The organism is Sphaerothrix gracilis Ecp01 (assembly GCF_030405905.1).
GTDB lineage: Bacteria > Cyanobacteriota > Cyanobacteriia > Phormidesmidales > Phormidesmidaceae > Sphaerothrix > Sphaerothrix gracilis.
Genome location: NZ_JASATW010000001.1, coordinates 84,814 through 101,704 on the forward strand (window position 1 = coordinate 84,814; position 16,891 = coordinate 101,704).

The window sequence follows — 16,891 nt, forward strand, 5'->3', positions numbered from 1 at the left end:
GCCGCAATCCCATTATCCCTGAGGTGCTAACTCGCTTTCAATTTCAGGTTCTGGGGCAGTGGGCACAGTACCGCCAGGGGCGCCTACGGCCTGCGTAAATTCCTGATAGACCGTCTGCGAAATACGGCGAATTAGCTCTCTAGCCCGCCCGTCATTGTGAGGGCGCTGGACAATGGCAGCGATCGCGTAGCGCTTGCCGTTGGGTAAATCAACTAGAGCTACATCGCCCAGAGCAGAGCCAATATCGCCAGTTTTGTTGGCTACAATCGCGCTGCTGTCCAAGCCCGCCGGAATTAAGGTTTTAGTGTGGGTGCGCTGCATGATAGACAGGAGACGATCGCGCGATCGCAGCGTTAGCAGGTCACCTCGGTTAACCAGCGCCATCAGAGTGGCGAGATCTTTAGGACTGGTTGTATTGGTGCCATCCAAGTCCGGCAGGGGGTTGCGCATTACGGTCGCGTCTAGTCCCCAGTCCCGAAATTTCTGGTTGAGCGCTTCCGGCCCGCCAAGCAGGTCAATCAGCATATTAGTAGCGGTATTGTCGCTGTTAACGATCATCTCGGTCGCTACTTCTAAAGCGCTGTACTGGGTGCCAGCGGGCTGAGCCTGCATCTCGCCGGAGCCACCTACAATTTGCGCCTGACTCATCACTAAAGGCTGATCGAGCTGAATGATTCCCGCATCGACTGCCTGCAGAAAAGCGACCAAGATTGGCGTTTTAATTGTGCTGGCAGCGGGCATGGCCTCAGTGCCGGCAATATCAACGTAGGCATTGTTGTCCAAATCCAGCAGAAAAACTGACTGGGTTAGCCCCGGCGTGAGCGTCCCTAGTTCCTCAATTTCAGCTTTGAGATGGGCGATTTCAGAGCCTAGCTGAATGGGCCGATTGACTAAAGTTGCCAGCGGTCGCGTTGGTGAATTAGTTGCTGATTGAACCGGATTGCGGCTATTCGTAGTGGCATAGTCTACGCGATCGGGGCTGAGAACCGATAGCAGTGTTCCAGCAATCGCCGCCACGCCAATGCCCAAAATTAGCAGGCGCATGGCGTAAATGATTGGCGGCGGCGCGGCCATTTGGGCGCGGTGGGCACGTCGGGGGGGGATCTCTCTGGTGCGGGCAGCACTGCTGTGGGGCGGCCAAACCTGTCGTGGGCGCAGCGGCGTCACCTTGTCGGTGGGCGTCATCGGCGTCTGAGATAAATGCTGGGCGGGCTGATAAACCGACCTAGGCGATCGCGATCGCCGCGATGTCCCGAAGGTCGGAGCCGAGGAGGTTGTTGTATTTAAATGGGGCGCTGGCAGTTTTAGGCGGGATGGGACAGAGCGAGCCGTAGGATCGTTGCGACGCAGCGGGCGGGACAGATCCCGTTGCCCGGAGACAGGGCGACGGCGGGGAGAGCCGCCTAGCCACTGACGCCAGCTCGACCCATCGGCTTTAGCAGCGGCATTGTTGGGCGGCGGCACAGGACGGCGCTGACCCGCACGCCGCATCTGGGGTTGGGGGGGCAGCTTTCTCTCTCCTGATGCAGCGGGGGGAGACTGGGGTGGCTCAGCCTGAGGCGTAGCCTGGGCAAAGGGGTCTACCGCCTGCTGATGAGAATCTGTGGGTCGAGAGCGATCGCCGTAATTAGCCATAGTCATTGAACCTTAAATCGATGGCCTCACTAAAAGGCTAGCGGTCTACTGAGTTGGCGCATCTGACCAAGCACCTGTTTCCAAAGCCCACTCTAGCTGCCGCAGTATGCCTCGTAGCATGGCTACTTCTGAGTCAGTGGGAGCCGCCCGATACAGTAACCGCCTAAACTTTTCCATACGACTTGTAGCCGTATGGGGGTAAAGATAGCCGATTTTGAGCAAAACTTCTTCTAAATGTTGAAAATATCTCTCTAAATTCTCCAATGAGGCCGTCGGGAGCGACAATTTTGCCCCATTTTCCTGATTTAAGCCGCTAAAACTGCTTAAATCGCTCAGCTTCTCAGCTGGCAGAGTAGAGGGTGGTGAGGTGGCGCAACGATGTAGCAGATAGCAGCACACCGCCACGGCCTGAGCCAGGTTTAAAGAGGGATAGGCTGGGTTAGCCGCGATCATGACGAACCGCTGAGCGTAGTTGAGTTCTGTGTTGGTCAGCCCTCGATCTTCGGGGCCAAATATGAGGGCTGCTGGAACTGCTGCTGGCGTATTTTGCTCTAGCAGCCACGGCAGGGCCACTTCGGGAGACTCCAGGGCGGTAGAGATATCGCGCGGACGCGCTGTCGTCGCGATCGCCCGTTGACAGCCCTGCAGCGCGTCTGGAATTGTCTCAACTTGACGAGCTGCCAGCAAAACGTCCTGGCCGTGAACAGCCATTTGCCGAGCATTGTCGCTCAACGGATCGCACTGAGGCTTAACTAGTACTAGCTGCGAAAGCCCCATATTTTTCATGACGCGGGCAATCGATCCCACATTGAGATCTCCAGCCGGTTCTACCAGCACAATCCGCACCGCTTCAAGACAGTCAGTGGGCATAGTAGACAAACTCGGTAACAGCACTGCCCACCTATTTTAAGGGAGCCGATTTGAATTCTCTCAGGTTTGCTGCAGATCAAATAGTCGGCTCAGGCGGCAACAACAAGATTCTTCTAAGCAGCTTTTTAGGCGATCGCCATCTGATTTTTTCTGCCGATTGAAACTGCAGAGGTTGTCCGCTTCGCTTTTGGTAATGGTGTTCCATCCACCGCAGGCTGATCACCGTAATCACAAAGGCCATGTACTGCGGATCTTCCATCTGGGTAAAAATTAGGCCAAAAACGAATACGGTAAAGACTAACAGGCGGGAGAGATCGTCGTAGCAAAATCGCCGCAGGACAACAAACCAGATATACAGATAAGAGAGGAGGCCAAGCAGACCCAAATCACCCCATATCCCAGCCCAGCCAAACAGGGGCGAGAACATACTAGACTGACTTCCTAGCCAGCTTTGTCCCACCGCCTGCCAGACAGTTGCTGAGGCCGGATGAACGGTTGCCCCCAAGGGCGAAAGGATAAAGCTGTATTCTCCCAGCATCCAGCCGCCCAAGCGGCCCACTGAATGTCCCGGTCCGATGCCCAACCAAGGATTGAGAAAAGACTCATAAAAAGTTGGCACGATCCGAAACGTGGCTGTTTTCAGCAGGGTTGCTTCTCCGTCAGGGCCGTAGATTTCAGGCCGCGCCCAGGTATTAAAAGCATCCAGTGCTGGAATATTCTGGGTCGCCCAAAACAAAACCAAGCACAGCACAACAGCGCCGCCAAAGTACTTAACCGCCTGACCCACACTTTTGAATTTGCTGAAAATCAGCAAAGCGCCGCCCACTATAAAAGCCAGCAGGACTTGCTTAGCATCCGCTAGATTCATATGCCAGAAAGTCAGCAGCAAAATAATGCTGCGCAGCCAAAGCGGCACTGATTTGGCATGAACTAAGTAATAAGCACCAAATGTCAGCGCGACGGAAGCCCCCACGACATGACCAGCTCCCCCGCCCACAAAAACGCCTTTGATATTGTCTTCTAAACCCTGCTGCAAATGTAATTTGAGCACGTAGCGCTGTACATAAGCAAAAAGCGTATTAACCAAGGCAGAGCCAATTAAAAAGGCCCGTAAATTGACTAATTTTTCAGCAGTAAGAGGCAGAGTTAGCAGAATAATAGCGAATAAAAAGCATTCACACCAGAACAAAAAATTCATGCAGGCATTGATAATACCGGCATCGTTAATCAGGGCGCTGGCCAAGTTAACGCAAAGAAAAAGAAACAGGGCAAAAATCAGTTCCCAGATGATAGTAATTTGCTGTCGATCCTTAACCCGCGTTTTCGCTAGCGCAAAGGCAAATATCCAAGGAACGACGGCGAAGTGGGCCAGATTGATAACAGAAGGAAATTTGATTAAGGTCAAAACCCGCGGAAAAAAGATCGAGCAAAAGCCGAAAACGGCCAGCGTTGTCAGCTGAATATAGCCTTTTTGCTGAGCGGGAGTCTGAAACCGGGCATCCATAATTAACGAGCCGCAGAGGGATCAGGTGAGTTTGAATAGCCAGTGAACAAAGGGGCCATATAGCCATATTTCACAGGATACAGCTCTGATTCAGATAAATCGCGGCGATCGCCCTGATGAATTTCTCGAATAAAGGGTTCAAAAGGATAGTTATAGCTGGCAAACACTAAACTTTGATCAGCTTCTTCATTAATGAAAGCCGCTGTGCCATCTTCTATATTGCGATTGCCGTAGAGAAATCCACCTAGCAGCTCTGTCTTCCCGCCTGTGTGGGTTGTAATGATAGGAATATCGCGCTCGGTTTTAAGTCCCAATATCCAAACATCGGCCCCTTCATTATCAATATTGATGGCTCCGCTCTCGCTAGAGGCTTCCGTATTAAGCTGTCTAGCCCAAACCTGCTGATTGCGGAAATACCACCGCCAACCCGCCACGTTTTCAATAAATAGCTTGCTGCCCTCGGCCAAATTACGATAGCCACCTGCCCCTAAGTTGCGCAGCACTAGCGATCGCGTAGCTGCCTGTTCAACCAAAAAAGCCTGCGCCAAATCAGTCTCAAAGCCTTCAATCCAAACCGTCGGCTGGCTACCTTCGACCAGTCGAAAAACTGGCTGATCGGATTCTCTCAGCTTACCAACCGTTTTGAGACTTGACGCCCCTAAGCCCATGAGCGCCTGCACGTTCCCTCGCAGCTCTATCGGAGCGCTAATTTGATACTCCTCTGAGTTGAAGTAGACAATGGGTTTGCCTGAGTCAATCGCGGCTTGAATCGCGGCGGTATCGTCTGGCCCAGATCCGTCTACCTGAATCCAGTCTTCCACGGGCGGCCATTTGAGTTCGGGCGTGGCTGCGATCGGTAGCTGCAAGGCCCGATCAGAACTGCCAAACAGGCTAACAACCGGGTGTGAGACAAATTCTTCAACCGGAGCGGCAACTTGGCTGACCGCGTCATCGACCTGATTGGCGATCGCTGCTGCGTAACCCTCGACCTTTATGTCACGGGCATATAAGCCGCCCCCTGCCGTATTATCGATGGCGACCGCGTCCCGGCTGCCGCCCCGCAGATCAGCCTGAATCAGCGTCACCAAGCCGTGGGCGGGATAGCCCTCACTGGCGTTTTTAATGACCGGAACGGCGTTATCGCTGCTCAAGCCGTGAATCGAAACGACCTGCCGCTGATTATAAAAACCATATTGCTGCTGCTGCTTCAGCGTCAAATTCTCGAACGTGGCGCTGTGGAGCGCGCCGGTAAAGTAAACGCCAATGTCAAAACCTTCAACCGTTAGGTTTTTAATCAGCATTGGTCCGTTAAGACCAATACTTAGATCCAACCCATAGCGCCCCTGCCGCTCCGGCGATCGCAGAGTGACATCTTCGACGCTGCCATAGTTATTGGCGCGAAACTGCAGCGCGATCGCGCCGGGATTGCCGTCCCCGACCTCAATGGTCAAGCCGCGAATTTGATTGCGGAAAGCCGTCGCATCGTTTGTTTCACCTTGCCAAAAGCTGACAACCGGGCGCGGTGCTTGTGCATCCTGAAAGCCAGAACTTTGACTTTGCAGGCGAATAATGGTGTCTGCCTGACTTTCACCCTGCAGGAAAAATCGCTTTTGTTTGCCGTCAACGGCCTTCGCCTGAAGCGTATCGCTCACCAGGTACGTACCTGGCGGAAAATAAATCAGCTTGGTACGATTTTCCGCGATCGCCGCCTGAATAGCGGCTGTGTCATCAGTTTCACCATCTCCCTGAGCCAGATAAGGAGCGGCTTTAACGTTAATAACGTCAGCCTCACTTGGCAGAGCAAACTGGGCGGCGGATGTAGCCATACTCTGAGAGTGACTACACTGACCCAGTCCAGCGACCAAAAAACTGCTGAGCACAGACAAGCACAGCAATCTCAGCCATTGGGAGCGCGCTAATTTACTAATAAAGGTATTCATAAGTGCTACCTGTTTGACTCAGAGTGCCATGCTTCTAGTATTTGGGTAACCTTAGCCACATCGACGGTGAAGTTTTCGCGATTGTTCGCTTTGTCTGCGCAGATAAATTGAAAATTGTGGCCTAGCGCTTTGTTTAAGTAATAGTAGTAGGTCTGCATTTTGGCCATAATTTGCAGCTCTAGTACATTCACTTTCTCAGAGAATAGAATATGGGTTAGGCCACCACCATAAGCGCCTACCACTGTTTCAGCATCATAAAACAGCTCAATTTTTTCTGTGAGTGAATAATCTTCTAGGCAGTAACGCTTAAATCCAAACTTTTCTAGAGCCGCAAACAGTTCCGGTTCGTTGAGGATGTGGCGTTTTTTCTGGCTGCTAGCAGATTTAGCGCGGGAGATATAAATGCGATGGCATCTTTTAGACGGACGGTGAGGTAAGAAGGTTTCGCGTATTTTTTGAATATAGGCAGCGGGTAAATAGCCACAGCCAAACTGAGTTAAAAAAGTGGGTAAAATCAGTTTTTCTAACCGATAAAGTCGTCCTGGTTCTAGCTTGACCTGCTTGACATTAGCCGGTACGAGTTGAGGCACCATCAAGGTTTCTACTTCTGCCAGGGGTTCGGCGTAGAGCAGCTTAATCTCGTCAATTTGAGCATAGGCCGGGTCGTTGAGTAAAAAGCAGCGAGGCACTAAGTCAATAATTTTGTGATAGTAGCCGTTCGGCAATCCCTGATAGATGCTGGAATAGCCGGAAATAGTCTCAACGGGGGCTTCGCTAAACTTGCGACGAACAAAGTTTTTGTTCAAAAATGCCCCTGCCATCGTAATCAAATCTATGTGGGGATAGATTGACTCTGCTAGGATCTGGCGCGATGGCGTTAACACTACGCCGTTGCCGGGTTCAAATAGAACATTTTCTACCACAGTGGAATAAATGTTCTGAGCCGTGTAAGTTTCTCCTGCTAGGTAGGTAAAGGGGTCATCAAACGGCGGCATTATCTTGACTTCGGGCGTCGCCACTGTTTCCTGCGGCAAATAGTGTTTAGGATGATTTGGGCCGTAGGCTTGGTCAACGGTGATGGTTTCAAGCAGCAGCTTTACAGAGGGATTTAAAACAAGCTGACTGTACCAAGGTCGAATTAGGGGCTTGATTAAGTTGCTGGCCCTATCAACAGCGCGGTGGATAGGTAAAGTAGCTGATCCCATGTGTGTTGCTCGAACCTCTCAAACTTGGGTTGACTGAAGCATTGGGTTAAACAATAGATACCAGCCGCTGGCTGAGAATCTGACAAAAATCTTGAAGGAACGGGTCAATGGACCGCTGGGGAGAATAGATTTTGTCCAAATAGCGGCTGGTATAGGTAAATTGAGCCGGTAGGGGCTGTCCGGCTGGCAGGTGGAGTTCAATCGGCTGTCCCAACTGTGCCATCACCCGCTGGACTCGCTGAGCTAGCGCCCGAATGCTGAGGGTTTCCGGCCCTGCTACATGCAGTAGCGGCAAGCGATCGCTATGGTCAATAGCGGCAGCGATCGCCGCGCACAAGTCCTCAACGGCAATAAAGTTACGCTGCTGATAGCCGGGTGTTTTAAGAACGATTTGCCTCTGCTCAACGGCATCGCGGCAAAAGGCGAGAGGGGTCAACGTCCAGCGATGGCAGCGATCGATATTGGCAGGAATGCCAAAAAAGTTGCTAGGCCGCACGACTAATCCTTGAATGCCGTGCTGTTGAGCATAAAGCCGCACATACTCTTCTGCTTGAAGATGGCTTAAACCATAATCATTCACGGGTTGGGGCTGACTGGTTTCGTCAATTACCCCTTGAGGATTGCCGAAGACATGAAAGGTTGATAAGTAAACAAATTTGGCAATCTGATTGCGACGGCAAAACTCCAGCGCGGCTCTAGTTCCCGCTACGTTTTGGCTGATACTGCGATAGGGTTGCTCTCTACAGGTAACCTCATGGGCAGCGGCGGCATGAATGAACAGATCTGCGGGTGCAGAGAGCTGTTGCTGCTCTAACCTCGCTGGCTGATCTAAATCGATGACTAGATCAGCGCCAGTCTGACGTGAGGCTTTGAGTACCTGCCAGCCTTGAGCCTGAAAATATCGGCAGGCGATGCCGCCAAAATAACCGTTGGCTCCAGAGATGAGAACTGTTTTAGGCATGAGGGGTAGGGGCTAAACGTTTGCGGCTGCTAGAGGAGCCGCATAAGTAAAGGGGCTTTCAAACTCGGACAAGGTCGGAAAAGCTTGATCTCGGCCTGAGAGAATGGGTTCAGCGCTGGGCCAGGGAATGCCTGCCGAATCCCAGCGAATGCCAGCATCATGTTCCGGCGAATACACAGTTGAGACCCGGTAGAGCATAGTGGCCTGCTCACTGATGGCATAAAAGCCATGCGCTAGTCCTGAGGGAATGTAGAGAGCGATCGCGTTTTCGGCGCTGAGCGTAAACGTGGCAACCTGGCCATAGGTCGGTGAACCCAGCCGCAAATCGACCACCGCATCTAGTACTTCGCCTGCCGTGCAGTAAACCAGCTTGACGTGATCTTGGGGAGGAAGCTGAAAGTGCAAACCTCGCAGGACATTTTGGCGGGAATGAGAATAATACTCTTCAGCAAAGTGGGTGTGCAGCCCGTGCTGCTGAAAAATTTCCTGATGGAACGTTTTCACAAAGCTGCCGCGCTGATCGGTAAAAATGCGCGGATGTATCTGATAGCAGCCTGGAATTGGGGTGGGTTTGATATCCACGGTAATTTAGATTGAGCCTGAACTGAAGAAAGCAGAAAGAAAGATGCGGTGAGGAGAATCAGCCAAAAGTCCAGAATTTACTCAAAATCTAGAATTAAAGACCGAGCCCCTCACCTCTCTGAGATCGCTAGCGACTGCGGCAGAAGTCTCGAATGGTGGCGGTTGTGTAACGCAGCATTTCTTCGGTTAGCCCTGGGTAAAGGCCAATCCAGAAAGCGCCCTGCATGACGCGATCGCTGTTGGTGAGTTCGCCGACAACTCGGTAGTTGAGTCCCTGATAGAGCGGCTGGCGCACCAGGTTGCCGCCAAACAGCAGCCGGGTACCGATGCGATTGGCTTCTAAGTGCTGGACTAGCTCATTGCGGCTAAAGGGTGCCTCTTCTCGTACGACCAACAGATAGCCGAACCAACTCGGTTCAGAATTTTCAGTCGCCTGAGGCAGCACCAGCACATCCTGCAGATCCTGTAGCTGGGCTGAAAGAAACTCAAAGTTTTGTCGCCGCTGGTCAATAAAGCCAGGTAGCTTATCAAGCTGGGCACATCCCACTGCCGCCTGCATGTCGGTCATTTTTAGGTTATAGCCGACATGAGAGTAGGTGTACTTGTGGTCATAGCCAAAGGGCAATGTGCCCAGCTGCCAACCAAAGCGCTTATTGCAGGTATTGTCTACGCCGGGCGGACACCAGCAGTCGCGGCCCCAGTCCCGGAAAGATTCGACAATTTTGCGGAGGCGAGCATCGCTGGTAAGCACGGCACCGCCTTCACCCATGGTCATGTGATGGGCTGGGTAAAAGCTGACGGTGGAGAGATGTCCAAATGTCCCCGTTCGCTTGCCGTCATAAAGGCTGCCTACCGCGTCGCAGTTGTCCTCAATCACCCAGAGATCGTGCTTCTGGGCAAACTCCATCACCGCTTTGAGATTGAAGGGATTGCCTAAAGTATGGGCCACCATAATGGCGCGGGTCTTGGGCGAAAGGGCTGCTTCTAGCTGGCTGACATCGATGTCATAAGTGCCCAACTGCACGTCTAAAAAGACCGGCACTAGCTGATTTTGAAAAATGGGATTAACGGTTGTGGGAAATCCGGCAGCTACCGTAATCACCTCGTCTCCTGGCTTAAGCTGCTTATCGCCCAGTTTGGGTGAGGTCAATGCTGATAGGGCCACCAGGTTGGCTGATGAACCAGAGTTGACCAGCAAACAGTGTTTTACGCCCATCCATTCGGCAAAGCGGCGCTCAAACTCAGCCGCATATCGCCCGGTCGTCAGCCAAAAGTCCAGGGAGGAATCTACTAGCTTGAACAGCTCCTGCTCGTCAAAAACCTTGCCCGAAACTGGCACATAGGTTTGCCCAGGGGCAAAAGCTTTCGCCTGAAATTTGTAGTCGTAGTAGCGCTGTACCGCTGTCAGCACCTCAGCGCGAAGCTCCTGCTCAGGATTGGGGGGTTGTACGTTAGTCGGACGGGAGATGGATTGGGTCATGACAGCTTTCTATCTACAGTAAATTAGGCACCAGCGGCGATCGCTGATTTGCTTGCTTTGATATCAGCTTCGTATTGCTGAATTTGTTCTAGGGTGAGTTGCCGAAAAGCCTCAGTGTCTGAGACTGATAGCTGATCGGCTTGGTGATACCAGTTCACCGTTTCCTTGAGCGTGCGCTCAAAGTTCCAAGCTGGCTGCCAGCCAAGGGCGTGGTAGGCTTTGTCCGTCACGAGGTTGAGCAACTTAGCCTCGTGTACGGCATGGGGATCAGACTGATCTGTCCACTCGCCCGGCCAGTGGAGCAAAATTTGCTCTACTAAATCCTTGACAGGACGATTGGAAGATAGGTTAGGACCAAAATTAAAAGCCCCGCGTAAAACCTGAGCCGCTTCCCCAGGAGCGACCAGCGTTTCATAAAGCCGCTGGCCGAGCAGCAAATAGCCGCCTAAGGGTTCTAGCACATGCTGCCAAGGACGGGTAGCGCGAGGGTTCCGCACGGGAATAGGCTGCTGCCGAGACAGCGATCGCATGGCATCAGGCACAATCCGATCTTCGGCCCAGTCACCGCCACCAATCACGTTGCCAGCGCGGGCACTGGCAATGGCCACGCAGCCGTGGGGCTTTTCAAAGAAGGAATTACGCCAAGAGGCGATCGCCAGCTCGGCAGCCGCTTTGCTAGAGCTGTAAGGATCGTGACCACCGAGGGGATCATGCTCTCGATAGCCATAAAGCCACTCACGATTTTCATAGCACTTATCAGTAGTGATAAATACCGCCGCGCAGGGCTGAGTACAGTACTTCAGTGCCTCTAGCAGATGAATTGTGCCCATGACGTTGGTGTTCCAAGTCGCCATCGGCTGGACGTAGGAGCGTCTGACAAGGGGCTGGGCTGCCAGGTGCAGCACGATATCCGGCTGCGTCTCTTCAACTAGCGTCTGCACTCGCTGCGGCTGGCGAATATCCCCAATATGGTGGTTAATCTCGCTGGCGAGACCGAGCTGGGTAAAAAGAGCCGGAGTGGTTTCAGGCTCTAGGCTGAGACCAATGACTTTTGCCCCCAAGTGTAAAAGCCACAGCGTTAGCCAAGATCCCTTAAAGCCCGTATGGCCGGTGACTAAAACCCGTTTGCCTTGCCAAAAAGTCTTCATTTCCATATCTGCCAGGGAGCCTTGCCGCTATGGTGCAACTTGTTGAGTAGCTCTAATTCACGGTAGGTGTCCATGCACTGCCAGAAGCCGTCATGCTTATAGACAGCCAGCTCACCCAGTGCAGCGAGGGTTTTCAGCGGCTCAGCCTCAAAAACAGTGTCATCGCCCTGGATTAAATCCAATACTTTGCGATGCAGTACGAAGTAGCCGCCATTGATCCAGCCCGTACTGGTCTGTGGCTTCTCTTGAAAATAGGTGACTAAGTTGTCTTCAATCACCAGCTCGCCAAAGCGGGAAGCCGGTCGTACCGTCGTCATCGTCGCTAGCTTACCGTGGCTGTAGTGATAGTCCAGCAGCTTAGCGATATCAACGTCACAAACCCCATCGCCATAGGTACCCAGCACAATATCGCTGTCCATTTTGTCGATGTAGGCCCCCAGTCGCTTCAGCCGGCCGCCCGTCATCGTCTCTTGCCCGGTATCGACCATCCAAACTTTCCAGTTTTCTTCATGACCGTTGTTGAGCTTGGTCACTTTCTTATCGCCTAGCTCTAACAGAACGTCGTTATGGTTCCAGTCGTAGTTAAAGAAGTATTCGCGAATCATCTGCCCTTTATAGCCCAGGCAGAGCATAAAGTTCTGAAACCCGTAGTGAGCATAGGTCTTCATGATGTGCCAGATCATGGGGCGATCGCCCACCATAACCATAGGCTTGGGCCGAAATTCAGTTTCTTCTTTGAGGCGGGTTCCCTTACCGCCACAGAGGATGGCAACAGGAATTTGAGAAATATCGGGTGTGCTAGACATGATATTAAAACCAATAACAACAGGCTGAACGTTGCGCCTTTAGCAGAAATTTATTGGCAAGAGCACAGTATAGAGTTATGACAAATAAGGTAAAGCAGTGAACAACTGCCTCAGTAATTTTGCTCAAATAAACCGCCGGGTTTATTCCTGGCTCAGGGACATTATTGAATACAGGCTCTTAAGATTCCCAGTGCTTGAGACTGAGGTTGCTGAAGATTTATAAATCTACGAAGTCTTTGTAAATTCCCGGTAGACAATCGGGGACGATTGCTGTTGAAGATTGTCAAACTGACACTCAGTTGCAGCAGATTTGACTGAGCAATGAGTCTGACTATTGGTGATAGTTGTCGCAAGAATTAAGCCTGACAGACTGACTGATTTCACATCAAGTCAGTCTGCTGTGACTCACTTTGCGAAGCTGAGAGCAGCGCATTGCCCAACGCCGACAAACCTGACCTACCTGCGCTAGCGGCGGACTTGGTCATAGATTTGCATTAGCTGCTGGTAGTTACTTGCGGCTGTGTAATGTGCTTCAAATTCAGCTCTGGCAGCCTGACGCATACGAGCTAACCGCTGAGGCTCGGCCAGCATCCACTCGACTTTAGCCGCTAGGTCTGTAGCGTCCCCCGGTGAGAAGCGAATGCCTGTATGTTCGTCCTCAACTAGCTCCGCGATCGCGCCAATATCTGAGGCCACAACCGGTGTGCCCTTAGCAAAAGCTTCAACCGCTACGCGGCCAAAGGTTTCATACCACTTGGAAGGAAAAACTAAAAATTGAGCCTGCCCCATCAGGGCGTGAACCTGCGCCATCGGCTGCCGCCCTAGCCATTCCACATTGGGGCGCTGTCCGGCGATCGCCTGTACTTTTTCTGCTAGAGGCCCATCTCCCACGATTTTCAAAGGCACCTGAGTTTCTAGCTGTTCCCAAGCCGTCAACAGAGTGTCTAGCCCTTTCTCCACCGAAAGGCGTCCCACATAGAGCGCAAATCCGCCTTCTCCGCTACCCACGCCTGGATCGGGATAGACAAAATTCGGCTTGACGACAATCTTTTCGGGCGGCAAACCGCCCTGAATAAATTTCTTTCTGGCAAACTGTGTCAGCGCAATGTAGAGATCTACCTGATTGTGCCAGGTTTTCAGACTTTGATGAGTGACTAGCATAGCGGCTGTGGCAGTCGTCGCTGCTCGGCTACCGCGATAGCAGCTATGCACAATTCCAGGGTAAGGAATCGAGTTGCCTAAACAGTCTTCGCAGACCTGCCCGTCACGAAAGAAAAGCCCATTGGGGCAAAGCAGTCGATAGTTTCGCAGGGTTTGAACAACTGGAACACCTTGGGCCTGAGCCGCATAGTAGATAGAGGGTGAAATGAGCGGAAAGAAGTTTTGAACATGCATCAGGTCACAGCCCGTTGCCTGTAACTTCTGGGTCACGATGTCATATGATTCACGCGACCAGACTGTCCGCTGAGCTAGCTGAAGCGCGTTGAAGCTGCCGGTACGATCATTGGTTTCTTCGTAAATCTCAACTCGATGCCCCTGCGCTCTTAGAAGTTCAACCTCAGCCGCCCAAGAAACATCTTCTCCCCCACGAATCTGATAGCAATTATGAACGCTTAGAATCTGCATAAAAATAGTTTTGCGCAGAAAAGATTATGTGATGTAGAGAACATTTTATGGAAGGTAAAAATTTCTCTTAGACTCGGCATTCTGATCTCAGAGCCGCAAAGCCTGTAGCTGTAAAAATACCGCCAATAACTGTAATCTAGTCTAATTTGCTCAGCCTTCGCAGACCGAGCTAAGGGATTTATCAAAACCCAAACCTAGGCAGATTTTCTCAAAGTTTAGGTGAAGCCAGTCCTTTTTCTACAGATTCATTTGACAGTAGCTGCATGACAAGCTCATGGGATGGCTGTAATGGCTATGCTTAAATACAGATAGGTTGATAGAGGCCAGTGCAGCTTGGTTTCTGTCAAAGTGTAGATGAAAAAAGCGATGGTAACTGAATCTGCTGATCTCAGCTCCAATCCTCTCGGCCACTGCCTCGACCCCGGTAAACATTCTGGGCCTGGTGAATTTGGCGAGTTTTGGCAAATAGGGTTGCCTCAGTAAGACCCCACTGCTGCTGTAGCTTGTCGAGATCTGCCTGGATGTCCCACGCGCCGGGAAATCCTGTGTAGCGAATCTTTAAACGGGCTAGTTCAGCTAAGTTGAGGTCAGTGGGATCTCCGGCTGAAAGCTGATTTAATAGCTGGCGATCGCGTCTGTACTGGGGATGCTGCTGGTCTTTTGCTTGAGAGATGTCAGGAGCCATCAGGGATTACACTCTTTCAGGTGATTCACTGTATCGCTGCTAGCGAAAGACCGCAAGCCATTTTGGTAAATTTTTCATTATAGATTTTTCTCAATACTAGCAATGCCTTCTGTTAATGCTTTGCCGCTCAACCACTACCCCGCTATCCAGTTCAGCTTGCTGATCGCCGTTGCGGTTGTTTTGACCTTTGCCCTCAGCCAGTTGCTCTCGCTGCTGCTCAATTTTGCCTTCAGCCGCTTTCTATCACAGGATTTAGGCTCGTTCTACAGCCGCGTAATTCAGCCCCAGCGATCGCTGTTGGGTATTGTGATTGCGCTGGGAATTTTGGATGCCGTCACGGTGATCCTGCTGCGAATTATCCTCCAGGTAGACTGGTACAGCCGCATTGAGCTGCCTTTGACCTTGAGCTTTACCCTGTCTTTGGGCTGGTTGGGTTCGCGCCTATTCCGCAGCTACTTCGACAACTATCTGCTGGATGCTGCCGTACGGGCCGGACGCAAAGTTAACAGTGAGTTCCTGGTTCTAGCCAAGTTTTTCGCTAATTTTCTCATCATCGTTATCTTGACCATTGCTTTTGGTCAAACTCACGACATCAATGTCTTTGGCGTTGTAGCGAGCTTAGGAATTAGCGGTATTGCAATCGCCTTTGCCGCGCAGAAAGTATTAGAACAGATTCTTGGCGGCGTAGTGATCTTCGTCGATCGCCCCTTCAGCGTTGATGACTACATTGGCCTACCCGATGGTACCTATGGTCGAGTTGAGTCAATTGGCCTGCGCTCTACCAAGATCCGCACCTCCGGCAAAGGCACTTTAGCGATCGTACCGAATAGCTCTATTATTCAGTCAACCGTTGAAAACTTTACCGGGGCAAAGAAGGTGATGGCGATCGTCTACCTTACCTTCTACCGGGTTATTCCTGCCGATGAGCAAGCCTTGATTCGCCAGGTAATTTTGGAAAGCACCCAGGACATTTTTGGTATTGACTCTCGCAGTACGGATATTTTGTTCAAGGCTCTAGCCGGTGAAGGAAAATCCCAGGCTCAGATTACCTTTTTTATCCTTGGTTCTGGCGAAGTCTCAATGGAAATTCGCCGCCAGGTGCTGGATATTGCCAACCAAAACCTGACGCAAAGACTCAAAACATACGGTATTGCTTTCGATATTGACGAACCCACTATCTACGTTGATTCACCTATTACAATTTGACCTGTCGCTCAGCTAAAACTCTGCCGCTATTCGCGCTTCTATGAACTGGGATAGTATTCTGACAACTTTACAAATTAGTCCAGGCGAAATTCCTAAATGGATCATTTTTCTCCTGTGCCTGCTGCTGTCGATTCTAATAGGCCGCTACACGCCGGCCATTGTACGCTTAGTCGTACATCGCTTCTCCAGCGGACAGGTCACAGCTATCTATGACAGCCTAGTTGAGCCGATTCAGGGTACGTTTCGAGTGGCAGGGACTTTCCTGCTCATTTCCCTATCGATGGCTTGGCTACGAGGCGATTATGAGATTCTCTACAACTTCTTCAATCCGCTCGTAGATTTAGCAGTGATTGCCAGCGTTGCTTGGCTCATCTCCCGCATCTTTCGGCAGGTTGTGCGCATCTACGGTATTGACCTGCTAAGAAAGCTAGGCCGCGAGGTTGACGAGCTGCTGTTGGTGTTTGAGACCCTAGCCAACGTTGCAATTGGCTTTATTGCAGTGCTGGCCTTCGCCCAAAGCCAAAACTTTAACCTCATTGGCTTAATGGCAAGCTTGGGAATTGGTGGTTTGGCGATCGCCTTTGCGGCTCAAAAAATTCTAGAGCAGCTCTTGAGTACGATTGTGCTGTATCTCGATCGCCCTTTTGTTCCCGGAGAGTACATCCGCCTATCCAACGGTCAGCTTGGGCGGGTGGAATCAATTGGCCTGAGATCTAGCAAAATTCGCACCTCTGCTAAAAGTACGCTGATTGTGGTGCCTAATTCCAACCTGATTAGCATGGAGATTGAAAACGTCTCACGGGCCAAGAAGGTAATGGTGCTGCTTTATCTAGACTTTGATAAACCCCTAGACGAGCAAGATGCGGCTCTGGTCAAGCAGGTCGTCAGTCAAAGCACAGACTCTTTGTTTGGCATTGATCCAGGCAGTACCAGCATCTCTTTTTCTAATCCTGGAGCGGCTGAGGAAAACGGGTTTATTCGATATACCCGCGCTCGCGTCACCTTTTTCATCTTAGGGTCTAGCGATAACTCAATCGACCTGCGCAAACGACTGCTAGAGCTGGCCAATGATTCGATCGCCAAGCAGCTAATCAGCTATGGTATTGAATTTAGAGTCCAAGACCCCACCGTTTACGTAGAATCGCCCGTGACCATTTAGTACGGTTTTCAGTAATTAAGCCCTGACGGCAAAAGCCCAGCAGGCCGATAAAATTAAAATAACGTCAAGGCCAATCAGATGAGG

Annotated in this window: 14 protein-coding genes; 2 read left to right on the top strand and 12 right to left on the bottom strand. The window is 51.3% G+C overall.

The window, feature by feature from the left end:
• Nucleotides 1-12: 12 nt before the first annotated feature.
• The 12 genes from QJQ48_RS00425 to QJQ48_RS00480 all read right to left on the bottom strand — a co-directional run bounded on the left by QJQ48_RS00425 (nucleotide 13) and on the right by QJQ48_RS00480 (nucleotide 14,442).
• On the bottom strand, nucleotides 13-1,641 hold the full coding sequence (locus QJQ48_RS00425; RefSeq protein WP_346289197.1) for a serine hydrolase: 1,629 nt from the start codon (nucleotides 1,639-1,641) through the stop codon (nucleotides 13-15).
• 39 nt (nucleotides 1,642-1,680) lie between these two features.
• Complete coding sequence (locus QJQ48_RS00430) at nucleotides 1,681-2,505, bottom strand: RNA methyltransferase (protein WP_346289198.1); 825 nt, start codon at nucleotides 2,503-2,505, stop codon at nucleotides 1,681-1,683.
• A gap of 76 nt (nucleotides 2,506-2,581) precedes the next feature.
• Nucleotides 2,582-4,009 (bottom strand): hypothetical protein, encoded by a 1,428-nt coding sequence (locus QJQ48_RS00435; protein WP_346289199.1) that lies wholly within the window; start codon nucleotides 4,007-4,009, stop codon nucleotides 2,582-2,584.
• 2 nt (nucleotides 4,010-4,011) lie between these two features.
• Nucleotides 4,012-5,835, bottom strand: coding sequence for a glycosyl hydrolase family 28-related protein (locus QJQ48_RS00440; protein WP_346289200.1), 1,824 nt, complete (start codon nucleotides 5,833-5,835; stop codon nucleotides 4,012-4,014).
• A gap of 119 nt (nucleotides 5,836-5,954) precedes the next feature.
• Complete coding sequence (locus tag QJQ48_RS00445) at nucleotides 5,955-7,154, bottom strand: glycosyltransferase family 61 protein (RefSeq protein ID WP_346289201.1); 1,200 nt, start codon at nucleotides 7,152-7,154, stop codon at nucleotides 5,955-5,957.
• 46 nt (nucleotides 7,155-7,200) lie between these two features.
• On the bottom strand, nucleotides 7,201-8,115 hold the full coding sequence (locus tag QJQ48_RS00450) for an NAD-dependent epimerase/dehydratase family protein (RefSeq protein ID WP_346289202.1): 915 nt from the start codon (nucleotides 8,113-8,115) through the stop codon (nucleotides 7,201-7,203).
• Nucleotides 8,116-8,127: 12 nt separating this feature from the next.
• Complete coding sequence (gene rfbC / locus QJQ48_RS00455; RefSeq protein WP_428843009.1) at nucleotides 8,128-8,703, bottom strand: dTDP-4-dehydrorhamnose 3,5-epimerase; 576 nt, start codon at nucleotides 8,701-8,703, stop codon at nucleotides 8,128-8,130.
• 121 nt (nucleotides 8,704-8,824) lie between these two features.
• Entirely contained in the window at nucleotides 8,825-10,177 is a 1,353-nt protein-coding gene (gene rfbH, locus QJQ48_RS00460; RefSeq protein ID WP_346289204.1) for a lipopolysaccharide biosynthesis protein RfbH, read from the bottom strand.
• A gap of 23 nt (nucleotides 10,178-10,200) precedes the next feature.
• A complete protein-coding gene (gene rfbG / locus QJQ48_RS00465) occupies nucleotides 10,201-11,325 on the bottom strand; it encodes a CDP-glucose 4,6-dehydratase (protein WP_428843005.1) in 1,125 nt (374 codons plus the stop codon).
• Nucleotides 11,322-12,131 (bottom strand): glucose-1-phosphate cytidylyltransferase, encoded by an 810-nt coding sequence (gene rfbF / locus QJQ48_RS00470; protein ID WP_346289206.1) that lies wholly within the window; start codon nucleotides 12,129-12,131, stop codon nucleotides 11,322-11,324. Before rfbF ends, rfbG begins: the two co-directional genes overlap by 4 nt.
• A gap of 465 nt (nucleotides 12,132-12,596) precedes the next feature.
• Nucleotides 12,597-13,757 (bottom strand): glycosyltransferase family 4 protein, encoded by a 1,161-nt coding sequence (locus tag QJQ48_RS00475; protein ID WP_346289207.1) that lies wholly within the window; start codon nucleotides 13,755-13,757, stop codon nucleotides 12,597-12,599.
• A gap of 388 nt (nucleotides 13,758-14,145) precedes the next feature.
• Nucleotides 14,146-14,442 carry a DUF3288 family protein gene (locus tag QJQ48_RS00480; RefSeq protein ID WP_346289208.1) on the bottom strand — a complete coding sequence of 99 codons (297 nt, stop codon included), beginning with the start codon at nucleotides 14,440-14,442 and terminating at the stop codon, nucleotides 14,146-14,148.
• Nucleotides 14,443-14,544: 102 nt separating this feature from the next.
• Here QJQ48_RS00480 and QJQ48_RS00485 point away from each other — a divergent pair, with 102 nt between their 5' ends.
• Both QJQ48_RS00485 and QJQ48_RS00490 read left to right on the top strand, forming a co-directional pair.
• Complete coding sequence (locus tag QJQ48_RS00485; protein WP_346289209.1) at nucleotides 14,545-15,648, top strand: mechanosensitive ion channel family protein; 1,104 nt, start codon at nucleotides 14,545-14,547, stop codon at nucleotides 15,646-15,648.
• A gap of 40 nt (nucleotides 15,649-15,688) precedes the next feature.
• Nucleotides 15,689-16,807, top strand: coding sequence for a mechanosensitive ion channel family protein (locus QJQ48_RS00490; RefSeq protein WP_346289210.1), 1,119 nt, complete (start codon nucleotides 15,689-15,691; stop codon nucleotides 16,805-16,807).
• Nucleotides 16,808-16,891 lie beyond the last annotated feature (84 nt).

Bases quoted from the DNA above. Each gene is read 5' to 3' on its own strand.
- QJQ48_RS00430 (WP_346289198.1), bottom strand. From the start codon at position 2,505: ATGCCCACTGACTGTCTTGAAGCGGTGCGGATTGTGCTGGTAGAACCG.
- rfbH (WP_346289204.1), bottom strand. From the start codon at position 10,177: ATGACCCAATCCATCTCCCGTCCGACTAACGTACAACCCCCCAATCCT.
- QJQ48_RS00450 (WP_346289202.1), bottom strand. From the start codon at position 8,115: ATGCCTAAAACAGTTCTCATCTCTGGAGCCAACGGTTATTTTGGCGGC.
- rfbF (WP_346289206.1), bottom strand. From the start codon at position 12,131: ATGTCTAGCACACCCGATATTTCTCAAATTCCTGTTGCCATCCTCTGT.
- QJQ48_RS00445 (WP_346289201.1), bottom strand. From the start codon at position 7,154: ATGGGATCAGCTACTTTACCTATCCACCGCGCTGTTGATAGGGCCAGC.
- rfbG (WP_428843005.1), bottom strand. From the start codon at position 11,325: ATGAAGACTTTTTGGCAAGGCAAACGGGTTTTAGTCACCGGCCATACG.
- QJQ48_RS00440 (WP_346289200.1), bottom strand. From the start codon at position 5,835: ATGGCTACATCCGCCGCCCAGTTTGCTCTGCCAAGTGAGGCTGACGTT.
- QJQ48_RS00490 (WP_346289210.1), top strand. From the start codon at position 15,689: ATGAACTGGGATAGTATTCTGACAACTTTACAAATTAGTCCAGGCGAA.
- QJQ48_RS00475 (WP_346289207.1), bottom strand. From the start codon at position 13,757: ATGCAGATTCTAAGCGTTCATAATTGCTATCAGATTCGTGGGGGAGAA.
- QJQ48_RS00485 (WP_346289209.1), top strand. From the start codon at position 14,545: ATGCCTTCTGTTAATGCTTTGCCGCTCAACCACTACCCCGCTATCCAG.
- QJQ48_RS00425 (WP_346289197.1), bottom strand. From the start codon at position 1,641: ATGACTATGGCTAATTACGGCGATCGCTCTCGACCCACAGATTCTCAT.
- QJQ48_RS00435 (WP_346289199.1), bottom strand. From the start codon at position 4,009: ATGGATGCCCGGTTTCAGACTCCCGCTCAGCAAAAAGGCTATATTCAG.
- QJQ48_RS00480 (WP_346289208.1), bottom strand. From the start codon at position 14,442: ATGGCTCCTGACATCTCTCAAGCAAAAGACCAGCAGCATCCCCAGTAC.